Below are 18,555 nucleotides of genomic sequence, written 5' to 3'. Positions count from 1 at the left end.
TTATTATTTAAAAACAAACAACATGATTTATCTTGGGAAAGAGGTGACCAGATGAATACACAGATTCAGGATAAATTTACTTTTAAAAATGGTCAGACCATACGCAATCGCGTTGTATTGGCGCCTATGACCATCTGCGCTAGTGAGCTGGGCGGCTATGTCTCTCAGGCAGATATTGACTTTTTTGCCCGCCGGTCTAGGTCGGTTGGTATGGTTATCACTGGCAGTACCTATGTCCATCCTCTGGGCAAGTCCTTTGCGGAGAGCTTCAGCGGCGCCGAGGACGATAAGATTGAGGGGCTTAGCCGTCTGGCCAAGGCCATCAAGGATCAAGGGGCTCTGGCTATTGTCCAGCTCTATCATGGTGGTCGTATGGTTCTGCCTGATTTGATTGACGGGCAGCCAGTGGCACCCAGTGCTGTCAAGGCTCCGCGCGATTATTTGGCAGAGCCAAGGGCGCTCAAGAACGCTGAAGTGGAGCAGGTGATAGAGGACTTTCTGTCAGCTATTAGAAGAGCGATTCAGGCTGGCTTTGACGGAGTCGAGCTTCATGGTGCCAATACCTATCTGATCCAGCAGTTTGTCTCCCCTCATTCCAATGTCCGTCAGGACAAGTGGGGCGGCAGCCTTAACAACCGCCTGCGCTTTCCAAAGACTTTGCTGAAAAGAGCCAAGCAACTAGTCAAAGAAGAGGCCGACCGCCCCTTCCTGATTGGCTACCGCTTTTCTCCGGAAGAGATTGAAGAGCCAGGTATCCAGCTTTATGATACCCTGCAGTTACTGGAGCAGCTCATCTATCATCAGGTGGACTATCTGCATATTTCGACCTCTGATGTCTGGCGCTCGTCTATCAGAGATTCTCAGGACTCGGAGCCAGTGATTGAAAAAATTATCAGAAAAATTAATGATAGAGTGCCCCTGATTGGTGTCGGTCAGATAGAGACCAAGCAGGATGCCCAGCGAGTATTGGATGCGGGGATTCCGCTCTTTGCTCTCGGCAAGGCCCTGCTCCTAGACCCAGACTGGGCTGAAAAAGTTGTCTCCGGCCGAGAGGCAGAAGTTATCCGAGCTTATCGCGATGAGTTGCAGGCTGATTTGGCTCTGCCAACTGCCTTTGTCGAAGATACTAGAAGCTATCTGGAAGGAAAAGATTAAGACTAAGACAAACAAATCTCCAAGGAGGAAAGAAAATGAGCAATCACTTGTTTTTCACTCGTTTGCTCTCTCATCTTCAGGACATAGAACCACCTTAGACAGAGAGCGAAGCGTATTTAGATTTGACTAGGACAGACCGTCTTAAAGTAGTTTACAAAATAGAAAAGGAAGTTGAATATTTTATGAAACATTTTAAAAAAATTATGGCTCTAGCCTTGGCAGGCCTAGCCCTAGCCTCCTGTGTAAACCCTAGCAAAACCAGTGAGCCTTCTGGCGATAGTGGCAGCAAGACTGTAACCATTGGCTATACTCAGTTTCCAGCAAATGTAGATCCAGCAGCGGAATACAATGGCTGGTTCACGGTCCGTTACGGAGTGGGAGAAACCCTCTTTAAGATGGACGACAAACTTGAAGTAAAACCTTGGCTGGCTGAGAAAATCGAAGCAGTCTCAGACCTAGAGTGGAAAATTACCCTCAAGGATAAGGTGACTTTCCAAAATGGTGAAAAAATGACCGGTGAAAAGGTCAAAGCTTCTCTGGAACGCTTGATTAAGACCAGCGAACGGGCAGCATCAGATATGGGCATTGACAGTATCTCTGCGGAGGGTCAAACCGTGACCATCAAGACAAAGGCTGTGCAGCCTATCATGGCGAATCTCTTGGCAGAGCCCTACTCCGCTATTGTTGATACGACTGGCAAGAGCGCATCTGACAAGGCTCCTGTCGGAACTGGACCTTACATGGTGACCAAGTACACTCCTGAGAGCGGAGCAGAGCTCAAGGCTTATGAAGACTACTGGGATGGCAAGCCAAAAGTTGCTAATCTGAAGATTAAATACTTCTCTGATCCGACAGCTATTTCTGCAGCCCTCAAGTCTAAGGAAGTCGATGCCGTCTATGGTCTGCCTTATGCAAATCTAAGTACTTATGCTTCCGATAAGAACTACAAAATTTCTGAAGTAGAAGGTTCCCGCTACCTAGCTTACTACTATAACTTTGAAAATCCTTACGTAGCAGATGACAAGTTCCGTCAGGCTTTAGATACCTTGGTAGACAAGAAGACCTACTCAGAATCCCTCTTTAAAGGCTCAGCTGTACCAGCTGTTGGACCTTTCCCTAAAGGGTTTGCCTTTGCCCTGCAAAAGAGCGTCCATGAATTTAACGTAGACAAGGCTAAGAAACTCTTGGATGAAGCTGGCTACAAGGATACTGACGGCGATGGCTACCGTGAAAAAGACGGTCAAAAAGTCAGCATTGAGCTGCTGTCCTTCACCCGTCTGCCTGAAATGCCGCTGGCTGTAGAAGCAAGCCAACAACAGCTCAAGGAAGTCGGAATCGAAGCGACCATTAAGAAAGTTGAAGTCAGTGCTGTTGCCAGTGAAAAGGACTATGCTTTCACACCTTACGCGGTGGTAGCAGCTCCTATCGGTGACCCGTATGCCTTCTTCAACAGTGCTGTTAAGACCAATGGTACAGCCAATATCGGTCACTACAGCAACCCAGAAGCAGACAAGAAAATTGAAGAGCTGGCGACTGAAACGGATCCAGCTAAGCGCAATCAGCTCAGCAAGGAAATCCAAGAAATCATGGATAAGGACTACGGCTTTACCATTATCGGCTTCTTCAAGGTCGCTCTGGTAATGGACAAGTCCGTCTCTGGTTTGGAATCCCATCCAACAGACTACTATCACGTCAGCAACAAACTATCAAAGGAATAAAGCATGCTGGAAATGAAAGATCTGCTGGTGCAGTCAGCAGATAAAGTCATTCTCGATCGGGTCTCCCTCTCTCTTGCAGAGGGGGAGTCCCTTTCGATTGTGGGCGAGAGTGGCAGTGGCAAGTCCACCCTGCTCAAGATGCTGCTGGGCCTCCCTCTTAGGGGGCTGACAGTGACAGAGGGCAGTATTACCTTTGAGGGGCAGGAAATTCAGCCCCAGGACCACCGCATTTATCTGCCTTTTGTAGGCCGAGAAGTGGCTTGGATTAGTCAGCATGCCAGTCTCAGCTTCAATAACCGCCGTAAGATCAAAAAGCATTATCAGGACTTGGTGAAAAATCAGGGCCAGCAGGCAGCAAATCTCCGTCCCTTGGAAGAATGTCTAGAAATGGTGGGACTGCTGCCTGAAAAAGTCGTCAATAAGTATCCTTTCGAACTTAGTGGCGGTATGATGCAGCTAGTCGGTGTGGCGCTAGCTCTAGCTAGCAGACCCAAACTATTGCTGGCTGATGAGCCGACTAGCGCTCTGGATGTCCTGTCGAAAATGAAGCTGCTTGATCTCTTGAGCAAGCTTCATCAGGAGGAAAAAATGGCCATTCTCTTTGTTACACATGATATCAGTGTGGCTGAGCATCTAGCGCAAAAAGTAGTCGTCATGAAAGAAGGGCAGATTGTCGAAAGTGGTCCAGCCCATCAAGTTCTTCGCCATCCTGAGCAGGCCTACACCCAGAAATTGCTGAAGGCTGTGCCTAAGCTAGCAGCATTTAGAGAAGGGGGGCAGCTATGAATCAAGTATTGGTTGGTCGCCAACTGACCTACGAGTATGGTCAGATTGATAATCGGAGAATCGGTGTCTTTGATATTGACATTAGCTTGGAAAAGGGACAGGCTTTGGGTCTGGTCGGTGAATCAGGCTCTGGTAAGAGCACCATTGCCAAACTCATCTGCCGCTTTTTAAAGCCGGACCAAGGGGAGCTAACCCTACTGGGCCAGCCAGTCTCTGCCTACAAGGATAGGGACTACTATGGTCGGGTCCAGTACATCGCCCAGCAGCCCCAGTCGACTTTTCATCCCAAGCGCAGCATTCAGCAGAGCCTGGAAGAGGTCTGTCGAAACTTCTCTCTCTATCAGCAGCCGTCAGATAGAAAGCAGGCCATCCATGACTTGCTGACCTCAGTTGGTCTGACAGCTGAGCTTGCCCAGCGGCTACCGCATCAGCTGAGCGGAGGAGAATGCCAGCGGGCGGCCATCGCCCGTGCCCTGCTGATTAATCCTGATGTGCTCATCTGCGATGAAATCACCAGTGCTCTGGATGTGACCGTTCAGTATGAAGTCATGCAGCTGCTGGCAGACATCAAAGAGCGCTCGCAGACCTCCTTTCTCTTCATCTCTCATGACATCGCTCTGGTCAGTAATTTTGCGGAAGATTTGGTCGTCCTCAAGGACGGAATCGTGCAGGAAAAGGGCAGCATGCGAGAGGTCGTCTCTGCTCCCAAGAGTGACTATACCAAGCTCTTGCTCAGTCAGTACAGGGAGGATAAAGATGAGGATTAAGCAAGAACTAGACTCTATGGCTCCATGCAGCAGCTATCAAGGAAGTCTGCCTATCACAGATGAGCTGGCTATCCAGTACACTCTGCTCAAAGGACAGGCTTCCCAGCCCTTGCTGACCATCAGTGCTGCAGTCCATGGCTGCGAGTATGTCGGTGTCAAGGCGCTGATGGACTTAGCGCATGAGTGGGACTTTAACTTTCAAGGCTCTGTCCTCCTCCTGCATGCAGTCAATGTCAGCGGCTTCTGGGCTCGGGAGACGACGCTTGTACCTGAGGACGGTCTCAATCTGAACAGGATTTTTCAGGACCAAGAGCCAGTTTCCAGCCTCAGCTATCAGATTCGGTCTGTGATTGAGAGCCAGGTCTTTAGCGTCAGTGATTTCCTGATTGACCTGCATAGCGGCAATCGGGAAGAACTGCTTACACCGCATGGTTACTACTCTCTACGGGCCGATCCAGAGGTGGTCGAAAAGTCCTATCAGATGCTGCAGGCTTCAGGGACACCGATTATCTATCAATCTCAGGACTGCGGCAATCTTTATCACGCTGCCTCGGTAGATTATGGACTGCCTAGCATCCTGCTGGAGCAGGGGGAAAATGGCACCTGTCTGCCAGAGGATGTGCTGGCTATGAAAGAGTCAGTCAAGCAAGTCGCCCGCTATCTTTTTGAAGGGACCATGCCTTATTATAAGCAGACACCGCTAATCTTTGACGACAGTTATTATCTGACCTGTCAGAGGTCGGGCTGCTGGATGTGCTTTGTCCGGCCCAATCAAACAGTACAGGCTGGTCAGGTCATCGGCGAAATCTGTGATATTTATGGCAATATTTTAGAAAAGGTGACTGCCAAGGAAGACGGTCTGGTCCTCTACCAGAAGGCGACCCTGGTTGTCCACCAAGACGAAGTGCTGCTGGCCGTAGCTAGCAAGAAGCCTGAAAGCTACCAGACATCTGAAAGGGAGGCGCATGATTAAATTTATTATCAAAACTATTCTGCAATTCGTCCTCATCCTGCTCTGCGTCAGCTTTATCTCCTTTTTGCTGGTTTATCTAGCACCGGGAGATCCGGCTGAGAGTATCCTCAATGCTCAGGGCATTCCTTTTACCAAGGAATTGCTGGAAATCAAGCGGGCAGAGATGGGTCTGAATGGTAGCTTTATGGAGCAATATCTGGCCTGGCTGGGCAGGATTGCCCATGGCGACTTTGGTGTGACCTATAATTCCGGAGCTTCGGTCTGGGAGCAGCTGATTTTCTATTTTCCCAATACAGTCTACCTAGCTTTTTATACCCTGCTAGCGACTTTGGGAATTTCCCTGCCGACAGCTCTCTACACATCCTACCATGCTGGAAAGCCAGTTGATCGCTTCCTGATGGCAGGTCTGGCCTTCTTAAATGCCATTCCAAGCTTTGTTATGGGGATTATCCTGATTCTGATTTTTTCCGTTCAGCTGCACTGGTTTCCCATTCAGGCAACGGCTAATGAGTTGGGCTTGGTCTTGCCAGTCATAACACTGGCCATGATTATGTCCACTCGTTATATCCCGCAGCTGCGGACCGCTCTGATAGAAGTGCTGCATTCGCCAGAAGTCGAAGGTGCGCGTGGTCGGGGGATTCGAGAGGGGCATATCCTGTTGCATGACGTGATTTACAATGTCCTGCCCTTTCTTCTCACCTTGGTCAGCCTTTCTCTGGGTTCGCTCTTGGGCGGTGTGGCTATTATCGAGCATCTTTTTTCCTGGCCGGGCATCGGTAAGATGCTGATTGGCGTAGTTGCCAAGCGGGATTATCCCCTCATTCAGGGGGCGGTCCTCTTTATCACAGCGGGAGTCTTGACTGTAAATCTAGTCTTTCAGCTGCTTACGGTTTGGCTCAATCCTCGCGTCCGACTGGCTCAGGAAAATCCCAAACTGCTGCCGCGCACGAAGAAATTAAAAGCAAGCAAGGAGGGTTCGTATGGATAAGAAAATCAATCGAAAACTCCTGGCCTTGGGCGGCCTCATCGTCCTGGCTCTGATCCTATCCTCCTTGGCCCCTCATCTCTTGGGTGATAGTTTAACCAAGGTCAATTTGGGCCAAGCCCTGCAAGGGCCGAGCAGCAGTGAGTGGTTCGGAACGGACGCTCTAGGACGGTCTGTCTTTGCGCGTGCAGTGAGCGGAGGTGCGGAAACAGTCCTGCCAGCCCTGATGATTCTGATGCTAATTGCGACGGTAGGCTCCTTTATTGGGGTAACCAGCGCCTTCATCGGCGGGAAATTCGACCAGTTCATCTTGCTGGTTATCACGGCTTTTCAGTCTTTCCCATCTATCATTCTGGTCATTGCTATCGTCAGTATCTTGGGCATCGGTCTCCAGCAAACCCTCATCGCTATCTGCTTGACGGCCTGGACCAAGTATGCCTACCTGATGCGCTCCATGACCCTGCAGCTGAAAAATGAACCCTATATCCAGTCCTCGAAAATGTATGGCAATAGTTTTTGGACAAGCCTGAAAAACTATTATTTCCCCAGTCTTTTTCCTCAGATTCTGACGACCATGAGCTTTGACATCAGCACCATTATCATGGAAATCGCTGGTCTCAGCTTTGTCGGATTGGGAGCTCAGGCACCGTCTCCTGAGTGGGGAGCCATGATCAATGACGGCCGGATTTACATCCAGGAAGCCCCCTGGATTGTGGTCTTCCCTTGTATCTTGCTAATTTTGACCATTCTCCTCTTTACCAAATTCGGAGACGCTCTGAACAGCAAGTACAACCGCATGAATTGATCATCAAAAAAACATAAACTATAGCCCCTATCTTTTGGGACTGCAATCATAAAAAAATATGAATACAAGAAAGTGATTCAATAAAAATGAGAAAAAAACTATTTTTATTAGTTGTCCTCTTGCTGCCTTTATTCTTGGTAGCCTGCCAGCAAAACTCAAATTCTTCCAAACAAGCTAATGAGAAAGACAAACTCACCATGGTCTGGGGAGAGGACTTTGGGGATGTCAATCCTCATCGCTACAATCCAGACCAATTTGTCATTCAGGATATGGTCTATGAAGGCCTAGTCCGCTACGGTGACAATGGGAAAATCGAGCCAGCCTTGGCTGAAAGCTGGGATATCAGCGAAGATGGTAAAACCTATACCTTCAAGCTGAGAAAGGCAAAATTCTCAGACGACTCTGACTTTAATGCTGAGAATGTCAAACGGAATTTCGATACCGTCTTTTCAGAGGAAAATAAGAAAAACCACACTTGGTTTGACTTTACGAACCAGCTGGAAAGCTATCGAGTTGTAGATGACCATACCTTTGAGATCAAACTCAAACAAGCCTACAGTGCGACTCTCTATGATTTATCAATGATTCGTCCAATCCGCTTCATAGCTGATGCTGCCTTCCCTGACGGAGACGACACGACTAAGGACAACCTTAAGAAGCCAATCGGAACAGGTCAATGGGTTGTCAAAGATAAGAAGCCAAACGAGTACATCACCTTTACCCGTAACGAAAATTACTGGGGTGAAAAGCCTAAACTGAAAGAAGTAACAGTCAAGATTATTCCAGATCCACAAACCCGTGCTCTTGAGTTTGAGTCTGGCAATGTTGACTTGATCTATGGAAATGGCGTTATCGGTTTGGATAACTTTGCCAAGTATGCCAAGGATGACAAGTACACGACAGATGTATCTCAGCCAATGTCCAGCCGCCTCATGCTCTTGAATGCCAAGCAGGAAATCTTCAAAGACAAGACTGTCCGTCAGGCTATGAACCATGCGGTTGATAAAAAGTCTATCGCGAAAGACATTTTCCGCGGAACAGAAACACCAGCTGATACCATCTTCTCTAAGTCTACACCACACTCTGACGCCAATCTGACTCCCTATGACTACGACATCAAACTGGCTGAAAAGATGCTGGATCAAGCAGGCTGGAAGAAAGGCTCTGACGGTATCCGCGAAAAAGATGGCAAGAAATTAAGCCTAAATGTTCCTTATATTTCTTCTAAGGCGACAGACAAGGACTTGGTTGAGTACTTCCAAGGCGAATGGAAGAAAATCGGAATTGACGTTCAGCTCAAAGCTATGGAAGAAGATGACTATTGGGAAAATATTAAGACGGGCGACTTTGATTTGATGCTGACCTTCTCTTGGGGAGCACCGTGGGATCCGCATGCTTGGATGACTGCCCTGACTTCACCAGCTGACCATGGCCACCCAGAAAATGTTTCCCTAGAAGCTCTGCCATCTAAGTCAGAAATGAACAGCATTATCAAGGCGACTCTGGTCGAACCAGACGAGGCAAAAGTTGATGAAGGCTACAAGAAAGTCCTCACTATGCTCCACGATGAAGCTATCTATATTCCAATCACTTATCAATCCGTTGTTTCCGTCTACCGCAAGGGAGAAATCAATGGCATGCGTTTTGCTCCAGAAGAAAATGCTTTCCCACTGCGCTATATTGAGAAAAAATAAAAACTGGCTTCATAACTGCAAATTTTAATATAAAGGGAGTAGTGCTGCTAAGTTGAAAAGCTTATCAGCCGCCCCTTTTCTTTTAAGGACTATGAAAAAAGATTTATTTAAAAAAATAGTTTCTTTCTTAGCTGCCCTGTTGATGATATCAGTATTGACCTTTCTCTTAGCCAAGCTATCCTCGGCGGATCAAGCAGAAAATTATCTAAGGGTATCTAAGATTCAAGTGACTCCTCAATCCTTGGAAAAAGCCAGAGAATATCTGGGACTCAATCAACCTTGGCCCCAGCAGTATCTAGGCTGGCTGACTAAGGCTCTTCGTGGGGATTTTGGGACATCTTATCTATTAAAGGTTCCTGTCCTGCCCCTGGTGTTGGAGCGTTTCCAGTCCACCCTTTCTCTGGGCTTGACTTCCTTTGCCCTCATTTTGCTTACGTCTATTCCTTTGGGAATTTTTAGTGCAGTCTACAAGGGTTCTCTCTTTGATAAGGTCAATCGCTTTCTATCCTTTTCCAGCGTTTCCATGCCCAGCTTTTGGCTAGGTTACATGCTGATTGTGGTTTTTGCTGTTCAGCTCAGATGGCTGCCAGTTTCGGGCAAGCAGGATTTTAGCAGCTTGATTCTTCCCAGTCTGACCCTTAGTATGTCATTGATTGGCCAATATACCGCCTTGATCCGTAAGGCCGTGATAGAACAGATGAAGAGTGTCCATGTTGAAAATGCCCTCCTGCGCGGAGTCAGCAAGTTCTTCCTGGTCAAGAATCATCTCTTGAGAAATTCCCTGCCAGCCATTGCGACAGGCCTGAGCCTGACCTTGGTCTATCTTCTGACAGGCTCCTTGATTGTCGAAGAAGTCTTCTCTTGGAATGGTGTCGGCTCTCTCTTTGTGGATGCTTTGCAGGCTGTGGATCTACCCATCATCCAGTGCTGTATGCTTTTATTTGGCCTATTATTCTTGGGAAATAATATTCTAACCCAGCAGCTGCCGCTCTGGATAGACCCTAGAGTCAGAAAAAGGAGGAGCAATGTCTAAACGATTTATTTTTTCAAGTGTCATTTTGCTGGTCCTCTTCATCTTCGCTCTCTTTGCTCCCTATCTATCCTCTTTTGATCCCCAGCAGGTAGAAATCTCAAACAAACTAATGGCGCCTGACACTGTTCATCTGCTGGGAACCGATCAGCTGGGCAGAGATGTCTTGTCTCGTCTGCTGCACGGGGCTCGTTATTCCCTCTTTTTATCCTTGACTATCAGTCTGCTGGAAGTAGTTATCGGTGTCACAGTCGGCTTGCTGATCGGATGGTACCAAGGAAAGGCTGAAGCCACCTTCTTATGGTTTGCAAATGTTATTTCCGCCTTTCCTAGCTTCCTGCTATCGCTAGCTACAGTTGGGATATTGGGACAGGGAATGACCAATATGATTCTAGCCATTGTCATCATAGAGTGGGTCTACTATGCAAGGGTAACGGCCAATCTAGTCAAGAGTGCCAAAGAGGAAGCCTATGTCATTTCTGCCCAGACCATGGGACTCTCTCAGATTCATATCCTCAAAACTCATATCCTGCCCTTTATATACAAGCCTATTTTGATTATTGTGTTGATGAATATCGGGAATATCATTCTCATGATTTCTGGCTTTTCCTTTCTGGGAATCGGTGTCCAGCCCAACATTACCGAGTGGGGCATGATGCTGCATGATGCTAGAAGCCATTTTCAAACGGCAACTTGGATGATGCTGGCGCCTGGACTGGCTATCTTTCTGAATGTGGTCGCCTTTAATCTATTTGCCGAATGCTTTGAAGAGAAAGGCTGGAAACAGATATGGAAAAAATAGTAGTAAAGCAACTGACAGCCCAGATTGAGGGAAAGACCATACTGCAGGACATCAGCTTTGAAGTGGAGGCGGGTCAGTCTCTGGTCATCATTGGGGAGAGTGGTTCTGGTAAAACTCTCTTAACCAAGATATTGATTGGCCAGTTGCCTTCATCCTTGAGCATGCAAGGAGAAGTTCACTATGGCTCCATGTCTCTGGAGCGCAATTCTCTCAAGGACTGGCAGCAGCTGCGGGGGAGACGAGTGGCCTATATGTCTCAAAATCCGATGGCTATGTTCAATCCCTTTCAGACCATTCAAAGTCATTTTTGGGAAACCCTGCGCAGCCATAGCAAGATTTCAAAAAGCGCTTGTCTGGCTAAGGCCATAGCTTCTATGAAAGAAGTCAGACTGGGAGAGCCGGAAGAGCTTTTGAAGAAATATCCTTTTGAGCTCAGCGGCGGTATGCTGCAGCGTGTCATGCTGGCTATCTTGCTTTGCCTAGAGCCAGAGACTATTATTTTGGATGAGCCTACTTCGGCGCTAGATATCCACAATCGCGAGCAGATTATTCTCATCTTAAAGGAGCAGTTAGCTAAAGGAAAGACCCTCATCACAGTGACCCATGATTATCATTTGGCGCGAGAGCTGGGAGGCAAGATGCTTGTCATGTATCAGGGGGCTATCATGGAGGAAGGGTCAGTGGCCAAGCTCCTTGAAAGTCCTTCGCAATCCTATAGCCAAGACCTTATCTTAGGAAATCCATACGAACGGTTGGTGAGACAAGATGCTGGAATGTAGACATGTTTTTAAAAAATTCGAGGACAAAATGGTTGTCAAAGACTGTAACTTCACCGTCCAGAAGGGTGAAATGATCGGTCTGATGGGCGAGAGCGGCAGTGGCAAGAGCACGCTGGCTAAATTGCTGATTGGTCTAGAAAAGCCCAGTCAAGGCCAGGTCTTACTGGATGGCCTGCCCTACTCAGTCAAAAAGTCTGGCGTGAGAATTTTACTGGTCTTTCAAGACTCACTCCATTCGGTCAATCCGCATTTTACAGTCGAGCAGGTCTTGACAGAGGCCCTGCCAAAAGATGTGGCTAGAGAAGAGATAGAAGCCATTCTAGAAGACGTCGGTCTGGATAAAAGCTATCTGGATCAGCCTGCGCGCCAGCTCAGTGGCGGCCAACTCCAACGGATTTGCATCGCCCGCGGCTTACTCTTAAAGCCAGATGTTCTCATCTTTGATGAGGCTCTGAGCGGTCTGGATCCCATTGTTCAAGGCAGGTTGTTACGCCTCCTATATGATTTGTGGGAGAAATACCAGCTGACCTATCTTTTCATCTCACATGACTTCAAGCTGAGCTACGCTCTCTGCCATCGGATTTTGGTCATGGCAGATGGGGAAATCGTTGACGAGATAAAGGACTTTGAGCTTCCTATCCAGGCTCATCACCCCGTGACAAAAAAGTTGATAGGCGACAAGGGACATTTCAGCTCACGAATATCTTAACTAGCTGATCTATTTTAAAATTAAAAATAAAGGAACATATATGAAACGTACTTTTGAAACAAGAAAACTTTACTTCGGCTTTCCAGTCTTCTTTTTAGGCTATAAGGACGATGTGCACGGCTATAATATTTCAACCTCAAGCTCGGTTTATTCCTTGGGCAGCATGATGGTTATTGCCATGCGTACAAAAGGAAATGCCATTACAGAGATTACCAAGCACCAGCAATTCACTGTTAATGTCCCAGAGAAGGATCTGACCAAAGAGTCTGAAATTGCTGGTTTCAACAGCCGCAAGGACAAGTTTGCCTTAACCGGTCTTAGCTACACAATCGGCGAGACCGTGGATGCTCCGCTGGTAGACCAATGCCCTGTATCCATTGAGTGTCAGGTGCTGGATATGGTCGAATGCGGTGCCTTGACCAATGTCATAGCCCGTGTCACTCGGCGCGTGGTTGATGAGGAGTTGATTGATGAGAATGACGCTTTCCGCAGCGATCGCTTTTCCCCTATCAGCTACATGGGAGACGGTGATGGACGGCTTTACCGCTATTTCAGCGACGAGTCAGTCAAGATGGGCTCTATCATCAAAGAAATCCGCAAACAAGAAGAAAAATAAAGAAACCGCTGAGATTTGAAGAATCTCAGCGGTTTAGTTTTCTATCACAAGTTTTTCTTTTAGGCCAAATTTCTCTAGGAAACGGCCTTGCTCTTCTTGGATTTGAGGGGTCGGATTTTTGACGTTCATGACCAGTTCTATCATTTCTGGATGGACCTCACGCACCAGCTGACTCAGAGCCCAGATAGCTGTAGCGACATGAATCGGATTTTGCCCCTTGTCAATAATTTCCAGCATTTTAGGAATGGCAGAGCGGTCATTGGCATTTGCCAGAGCGATAATGGCATTGCGCTGTAGGATATTTTTACCCCGCCAGCTGCCGGCTACATGACCGAATTTTTCCTTAAACTGACCGTTGGAAAGCTCCAAGAAAGGCAGGAGCTCGGGATGAGAAAGGTCGGGGTCAATTTCTGTCGCCAGAGGATTGTCCAAACCTTTATTATAAGGACAGCAGATTTGGCAGATATCGCAGCCGTAGATGACCGTTTTAATCTTCTTGCGAAATTCCAAATCCATGACGCCCTTGTCCTGAGTCTGAAAGGACAGACAGCGCTTGGCATTCATGCTGCCATCGCCAATCAGGCAGGAAGTAGGACAGGCTGTCACGCAGCGGTTGCAGTCTCCGCAGCCGTAGTTGACAGGCTGATCAGGCTCAATGTCCAGATTGGTGATTAGCTCTCCCAAAAACATATAGGAGCCAAATTCCTTGGAGATGACCAAGCCGTTCTTGCCGATAAAGCCGATTCCTGCTCTTTGGGCTACGGCGGTATCGACCAAGGCGCCCGTGTCCACCATGCCCTTGTATTCAAAATCAGCGGTCAGCTCTTCGATTCCCTTGGCAAGCCGGTCCAGCTTGTCCTGCAGGACATAGTGGTAGTCCAGCCCCCAGCTATTAGGGGTGAATTTCCCTCGCTTGTAGGCCGTTTTATGAGGTTGCTGCTTGAGCTTGTGGGGGTAGGCGACTGCGATAGAGATAATGGTCTTGGCCGAGGCTAGACTGAGCTTGGGCTTGATCCGCTCCTCGATGTTTTTATGCTCAAATCCAGAATTTCGTCCTTCTTCTACAGCCAAGCGCAGCGACTTCTCCAGATAGTCAAAATCATCCGCTGTCGTAAAGCCAATCTTAGAAATCCCAATGTCTTTTGCTAAGTTAATAATTTCTTCTTTGATGTTCATCCTTACTATTATAGCGGAAAAATGCCAACTTGGCGAATGATTGAGAAAGGGAATTATCCTATAGAACTATACCTATAGTTTTATAAGACTTCCTTAGCCTATATACTGTATGATATAATGAAATGTGGAATTTTTTTATAGAAAATTTCGCAAAGTTTAGGGGAAATTTTATAAAGTTAAACAATGGGAGTTTACAAAATGAAAAAGAGATATTATGAATTTTTGAATGTTCTTGTTACGGATTGTAATCCAATTAGAAACTTAGATTTTTATAAGGCTGGTTTAATTGAGTTATTTTTTATCTCACTGGTATTTATCGTTTCTATTTTCTTACGCGGTGAGATGCATCATCTGAGCATGATAGTCATGAATTTTACTATCATTCACGCGCTTATTTTGTTCCTGGCCTTTTTACTCTTCCAAAAGTTTTTTGATACCAAAGTCTTGCAGCTCATTCCGACCAGCTCTTACCTATTTCTTCATTTTGAATTGCTTTTTTGGGGCTCCATCTTTTTTGGTGAGAACCACTTAGCATTTTTTATGATTTTTATCATACTCAGCTTGTCTTATCAGTTGATTAATTTGCTCTATCAGATGGTGATCGTTTCAAAATTGAGATATTTTGAACAGAAACAAAAGATCAATATTTTGCAGATTCATGCCATCGTCCTGTGCTGCTTGTCAGCAGCAGTAGCAGTCATCACTCGCCTGTTTATGCTGTCAGGACTCTATATGATTATTGCTTTGGTAGGCTTGAGTATCGCATTGACGCCCTTGTATCTATTGGGCTATGCACAAGTTTTCACAGGCTGGAGAAATCAAGTGCCTGAAAAATTGTAGAATTGAAGGGGATTATCGAAGAAACGATTTCCCTTTTTTTATTAAGAGGAAAGCTGGAAATATGAACGTGTCCTCTATAACTGGATTGTTTATCAAGAATGATTTAAAATGGATAAGAGTAATTAATACTGAGAAGTTTAGAAGAAACAAAAATATCAATACAGGAGTTGCGAAATGAAGAAAAAATATTACGATTTTTTGAATATGATTATTATAGATTATAGTCCAATAAATAATTCAGATTTTTACAAATCTTTTCTAATAGAACTAATGGCTTAAACTAGTGGAAGGGTGGTCTCGTTAATGGTAAAGATAAATAGAAAAGATAAAGTAAATATCACTAATATAGAAAAAGGAAGATACCATGGTCCATTGATTACACATGGTGTCAGCTTAGGTTATATTAAATTATATCCATGGATTGGTTTGGCATTAAGCGGTTTTATGTATTTGGTTGGAAGTTATGAAGATTATCTAGGTATCTTTAAAGGGCTTTCTTTGCTTTGCGGTGTTGTGAATATATTGGGTATTATCATTTCTTTTATTCCCTATTTAATAAATGCATGGAAGGTTTTAACATATTATTTAATAGCCCTCACAGTGTTAAGCTTAGTGATAGGTCTAAATTTTATTGGTTTACTAATGGTTATTTCAGACGGTAGTCCTATTGGAGCTAAGGAGATATATCAATCCCCTCTCACTCCATTTTATGTAATATTGATGATGTTCCTTTTTATCTTTGCTTGTGGCCTCTATGCTTGGTACTATCTCCCAAAGAATCAAGGAAAAGTCTGGGCTTTTAATCAAGTAAAAGAGGGAGATAGAAAGAAAACATGGTGGAATAATTTTGCTATAGCTTTTGCGGGGGCAACAATCATTCCCTCCCTCCTAACGGGTTATATTCAGAATGCTTTTGGTGTTTTATTGGGAATTTTGTTGACCTTGACTTTGCCAGCTGTCATGGTAGATGCGGTTTATGCAGCTATTTATATAAGGAAGCATCCGAAAAGTGATGAACTGATTTGAGGTGTTTTTAGTAGCTGACAAAAATTTGAGTGGTGTTCCGAATGTCTCCTATGTAGTTAAACAATGATAAAAAATATACTTTAAAAGGAAAATGAATGAAGAAATATTCTAATTTAGTAAACTTAGGCTGGTATCAGGGTAAGGCCCTTTATTATGATTTAGAGAAGAAACAATTAAAACTATCTAACGTTTTACAAAACACTGAGAAAATTCAGACCTATACCCCTGCCTTTATACTGATAGTTGGTCCATTGTTAAGGATGATAGCAAAGAAACTTGTAGTAGATTCTTTTAACATTCGATTAATAATACTAATTTTAACCATCTTTCTTACTGGGATTATTACTAGAATGGCAATGGTTTCTATGAAAAAGAAAACCACTTTTTCTATAGTAAATTTAGAAGGTTCTGAGGGAAAGGAGTTTATAGAAAAAGCAAAAAAACATTATAAAGTAATTAGAATAACACAATTACTTGGTACCCCATGTGTGGTACTACTTTCCATATTGTATTTAAAAGATGGTGATATGATGATGATGATACTCGGTAGTATTTTAAGTTATGCGCTTATTATGATTCATTATGACTACCAAATGTCTAAACGTAAGAAAATCTTGCAACATTTAGAAGAAAACTTTGCTAAGGCAGAGAAATAATTTTTCTCTGCCTTTATTTTTTTACAAAATTGAAAGCGCTTCATTGACAAAGTCTGCCAGATAGTTTATAATATAATAACAGTATAGAAAATGGCAAGGAAGCCTGATTTGATCGCAATGAAGCGAGTGTTTCAGAATCAAAGGGGTTTTCTATGCCATTTTTTTGCGCACTATTATTTTTTATGGAGGATTGTTTCTATGCGGACAAAAGGAATTGTGCTGCTTTGTAGTTTGGCTTTGCTTCTGGGAGCTTGTCAAGCGGGGAATAATAAGACGACAACGGAGTCGTCCTCGGCTAAGACAGAGACAACGGATAAGGACAAGGCTAAGACTTTGGATAAGGGCGTTTGGGAAGACAAGCTTTATGCCCGTCTGACTAAGCTCATCAAGGAGAATGGGAACACCAGCTCTAGCTATGATAAAAATAAAAAACCTTATGCCGTCTTTGACTGGGACAATACGACCGTCATTAACGACATTGGCGAAGCAACCTTTACCTATCAAATTGAAAATCTGGCCTTTAAGATGACGCCGGAAGAATTTGACCAAGCAGTGCGGACCAATATACCGAGCGACGATTTCGTTGAGGATTTCCATAACAAAGATGGTGAACCAGTGAACATTGACAAGATTGCGGCTGACCTGCTTTCTGACTACACGGTTATTTACAATAGCTATAAGGGAATGCAAGGAGACAAGTCTCTGGAAGAAGTCAAAAAGACCGATGAATACCAAGACTTTGCTGCTAAACTCCGCTATCTTTACGAAGCGATTGGTGATACCTTCAGCTCTGACATCAGTTATCCATGGGTGACCTACCTCTATGCAGGTATGACTTCTGAAGAAGTTCAAGCTCTATCTGAAAAGTCTATTGACCAAGCTCTCCAAGACAAGCTGACTTCTGAAACTTGGGAAAGTCCAGAAGGCTTGAAAGGTGAGTCAGGCCAAATCACTGTGACCTTCAAGCGCGGTGTTCGCTCGGTCAAGGAAATGCAAAATCTCTACAAGACTCTGATGGCTAACGGCATTGATGTCTATATCTGCTCAGCGTCTTATATCGATGTGATTATCCCTTATGCTAGCAATTCTAAGTATGGCTACAATATTCCTAAAGAAAATGTCACTGCTATGCGCCTGAAAAAGGATGATCAGGGAGTGATTCAGCCAGAATACGATACCAATTATGCTCAGACTCAAGGTGAGGGCAAGACAGAAACTATCAAGAAGCTGATTGCTGTCAATCATGACAATCAAGAACCAATCCTGATTGCCGGCGATAGTAATGGCGACTATGCTATGCTCAAGGACTTCCCTAAACTGCAAATGGGTATCATCTTCAATCTTTTGAGAGATCCTAGCAAGGGAATCGGTCTTTTGCAAACTAAGGCAATTGAAACATACGGTCAGGAAGATGCCCTTTACTACCTGCAAGGCCGCGATGAAAATAAGGGTGTACTGCTCAATGGCAGGGAAACTATCAAACTAGATAGTAAGAAAGCCCAGCTCAGCAGATAGCAGGCAGTTCCCTGTCATAGAGAGGAATGGATGCAAGATATGAAAAAAATTATGTTTGTCGGTCCAGTCGGAGTGGGTAAGACCACTCTGACCCAGCGACTGAAAGGATTGGAGCTGACCTACTTTAAGACTCAGGCTATTGAGTTCTATGATGCCATCATTGATACGCCCGGAGAATTTCTCCAGCATCGTAAGTATTACAATGCTCTGAACGTGACAGCAACGGAAGCTGATGTGATTGGCCTCTTGGTGGCGGCTTCCAATCAGATGCAGACCTTTCCTCAGGGTTTTTCTTCCCTCTTCAATAAAGAAGTGATTGGTATTGTCACCAAGATTGATATGGCTGATAAGGAAGAACAAATCGAAAAAGCACGGCGGCAGCTGAAAGCGGCTGGAGCCAAGGAAATTTTTGAAATATCAGCGACGGAAAACGAAGGAATTGACCGTCTCCAGGCTTATCTGGAGTCAGACTAGGGACGAGAAGTCGAATATGGTATACTAGATTCTAATAAGGAAACGAGGA

Annotated in this window: 19 protein-coding genes; 18 read left to right on the top strand and 1 reads right to left on the bottom strand. The window is 45.2% G+C overall.

Translation table 11 applies throughout. The features are described 5' to 3' along the window. The first annotated feature begins 51 nt into the window (after window positions 1–51). From J1C81_RS09305 to J1C81_RS09245, 13 genes are all read left to right on the top strand, one after another. Window positions 52–1,155: an NADH-dependent flavin oxidoreductase gene (locus J1C81_RS09305; protein WP_002915860.1), complete on the top strand. Its 1,104-nt coding sequence runs from the start codon at window positions 52–54 to the stop codon at window positions 1,153–1,155. A gap of 122 nt (window positions 1,156–1,277) precedes the next feature. Beyond that, window positions 1,278–2,873 carry an ABC transporter substrate-binding protein gene (locus J1C81_RS09300; protein WP_002915857.1) on the top strand — a complete coding sequence of 532 codons (1,596 nt, stop codon included), beginning with the start codon at window positions 1,278–1,280 and terminating at the stop codon, window positions 2,871–2,873. 3 nt (window positions 2,874–2,876) lie between these two features. After that, entirely contained in the window at window positions 2,877–3,659 is a 783-nt protein-coding gene (locus J1C81_RS09295) for an ABC transporter ATP-binding protein (protein ID WP_002902478.1), read from the top strand. After that, a complete protein-coding gene (locus tag J1C81_RS09290) occupies window positions 3,656–4,426 on the top strand; it encodes an ABC transporter ATP-binding protein (RefSeq protein ID WP_002915856.1) in 771 nt (256 codons plus the stop codon). The genes J1C81_RS09295 and J1C81_RS09290 overlap by 4 nt, the downstream gene beginning before the upstream one ends. Further along, a complete protein-coding gene (locus J1C81_RS09285; protein WP_002915855.1) occupies window positions 4,416–5,399 on the top strand; it encodes a M14 family metallopeptidase in 984 nt (327 codons plus the stop codon). The genes J1C81_RS09290 and J1C81_RS09285 overlap by 11 nt, the downstream gene beginning before the upstream one ends. Beyond that, entirely contained in the window at window positions 5,392–6,387 is a 996-nt protein-coding gene (locus tag J1C81_RS09280) for an ABC transporter permease (protein ID WP_002915854.1), read from the top strand. The genes J1C81_RS09285 and J1C81_RS09280 overlap by 8 nt, the downstream gene beginning before the upstream one ends. Continuing rightward, window positions 6,380–7,189, top strand: a complete 810-nt coding sequence (locus J1C81_RS09275) for an ABC transporter permease (protein ID WP_002915853.1) — start codon at window positions 6,380–6,382, stop codon at window positions 7,187–7,189. Before J1C81_RS09280 ends, J1C81_RS09275 begins: the two co-directional genes overlap by 8 nt. Before the next feature lie 86 nt (window positions 7,190–7,275). Next, window positions 7,276–8,883 carry a nickel ABC transporter substrate-binding protein gene (nikA, locus tag J1C81_RS09270; RefSeq protein ID WP_002915852.1) on the top strand — a complete coding sequence of 536 codons (1,608 nt, stop codon included), beginning with the start codon at window positions 7,276–7,278 and terminating at the stop codon, window positions 8,881–8,883. 91 nt (window positions 8,884–8,974) lie between these two features. Then, entirely contained in the window at window positions 8,975–9,916 is a 942-nt protein-coding gene (locus J1C81_RS09265; protein WP_002915851.1) for an ABC transporter permease, read from the top strand. Beyond that, complete coding sequence (locus J1C81_RS09260; RefSeq protein WP_002915849.1) at window positions 9,909–10,715, top strand: ABC transporter permease; 807 nt, start codon at window positions 9,909–9,911, stop codon at window positions 10,713–10,715. The genes J1C81_RS09265 and J1C81_RS09260 overlap by 8 nt, the downstream gene beginning before the upstream one ends. After that, entirely contained in the window at window positions 10,703–11,494 is a 792-nt protein-coding gene (locus tag J1C81_RS09255) for an ABC transporter ATP-binding protein (protein WP_002915848.1), read from the top strand. Before J1C81_RS09260 ends, J1C81_RS09255 begins: the two co-directional genes overlap by 13 nt. Beyond that, on the top strand, window positions 11,481–12,203 hold the full coding sequence (locus tag J1C81_RS09250; RefSeq protein WP_002915846.1) for an ABC transporter ATP-binding protein: 723 nt from the start codon (window positions 11,481–11,483) through the stop codon (window positions 12,201–12,203). Before J1C81_RS09255 ends, J1C81_RS09250 begins: the two co-directional genes overlap by 14 nt. A gap of 40 nt (window positions 12,204–12,243) precedes the next feature. Next, window positions 12,244–12,819, top strand: a complete 576-nt coding sequence (locus tag J1C81_RS09245; protein ID WP_002915845.1) for a flavin reductase family protein — start codon at window positions 12,244–12,246, stop codon at window positions 12,817–12,819. 33 nt (window positions 12,820–12,852) lie between these two features. Here J1C81_RS09245 and queG read toward each other — a convergent pair whose 3' ends face one another. Beyond that, the gene (queG, locus tag J1C81_RS09240) at window positions 12,853–13,995 is read right to left on the bottom strand and encodes a tRNA epoxyqueuosine(34) reductase QueG (protein WP_002915843.1); all 1,143 of its coding nucleotides are present in this window, start codon (window positions 13,993–13,995) and stop codon (window positions 12,853–12,855) included. A 183-nt stretch (window positions 13,996–14,178) separates the two neighbouring features. Here queG and J1C81_RS09235 point away from each other — a divergent pair, with 183 nt between their 5' ends. From J1C81_RS09235 to J1C81_RS09215, 5 genes are all read left to right on the top strand, one after another. Continuing rightward, a complete protein-coding gene (locus tag J1C81_RS09235) occupies window positions 14,179–14,835 on the top strand; it encodes a hypothetical protein (protein ID WP_002915842.1) in 657 nt (218 codons plus the stop codon). A 303-nt stretch (window positions 14,836–15,138) separates the two neighbouring features. Further along, on the top strand, window positions 15,139–15,861 hold the full coding sequence (locus J1C81_RS09230) for a hypothetical protein (RefSeq protein WP_002915841.1): 723 nt from the start codon (window positions 15,139–15,141) through the stop codon (window positions 15,859–15,861). A 95-nt stretch (window positions 15,862–15,956) separates the two neighbouring features. Continuing rightward, window positions 15,957–16,517, top strand: coding sequence for a hypothetical protein (locus J1C81_RS09225; RefSeq protein WP_002915840.1), 561 nt, complete (start codon window positions 15,957–15,959; stop codon window positions 16,515–16,517). Between the two features lie 198 nt (window positions 16,518–16,715). Further along, window positions 16,716–18,032 carry a phosphoserine phosphatase gene (locus J1C81_RS09220; RefSeq protein ID WP_032909762.1) on the top strand — a complete coding sequence of 439 codons (1,317 nt, stop codon included), beginning with the start codon at window positions 16,716–16,718 and terminating at the stop codon, window positions 18,030–18,032. Window positions 18,033–18,071: 39 nt separating this feature from the next. Beyond that, window positions 18,072–18,506: a EutP/PduV family microcompartment system protein gene (locus J1C81_RS09215; RefSeq protein ID WP_080557029.1), complete on the top strand. Its 435-nt coding sequence runs from the start codon at window positions 18,072–18,074 to the stop codon at window positions 18,504–18,506. Window positions 18,507–18,555: the final 49 nt, after the last annotated feature.

Origin of the sequence: Streptococcus sanguinis (genome assembly GCF_050225395.1) — a bacterium.
Taxonomy (GTDB): domain Bacteria; phylum Bacillota; class Bacilli; order Lactobacillales; family Streptococcaceae; genus Streptococcus.
This window is presented reverse-complemented; position numbering and strand designations above follow the sequence as displayed.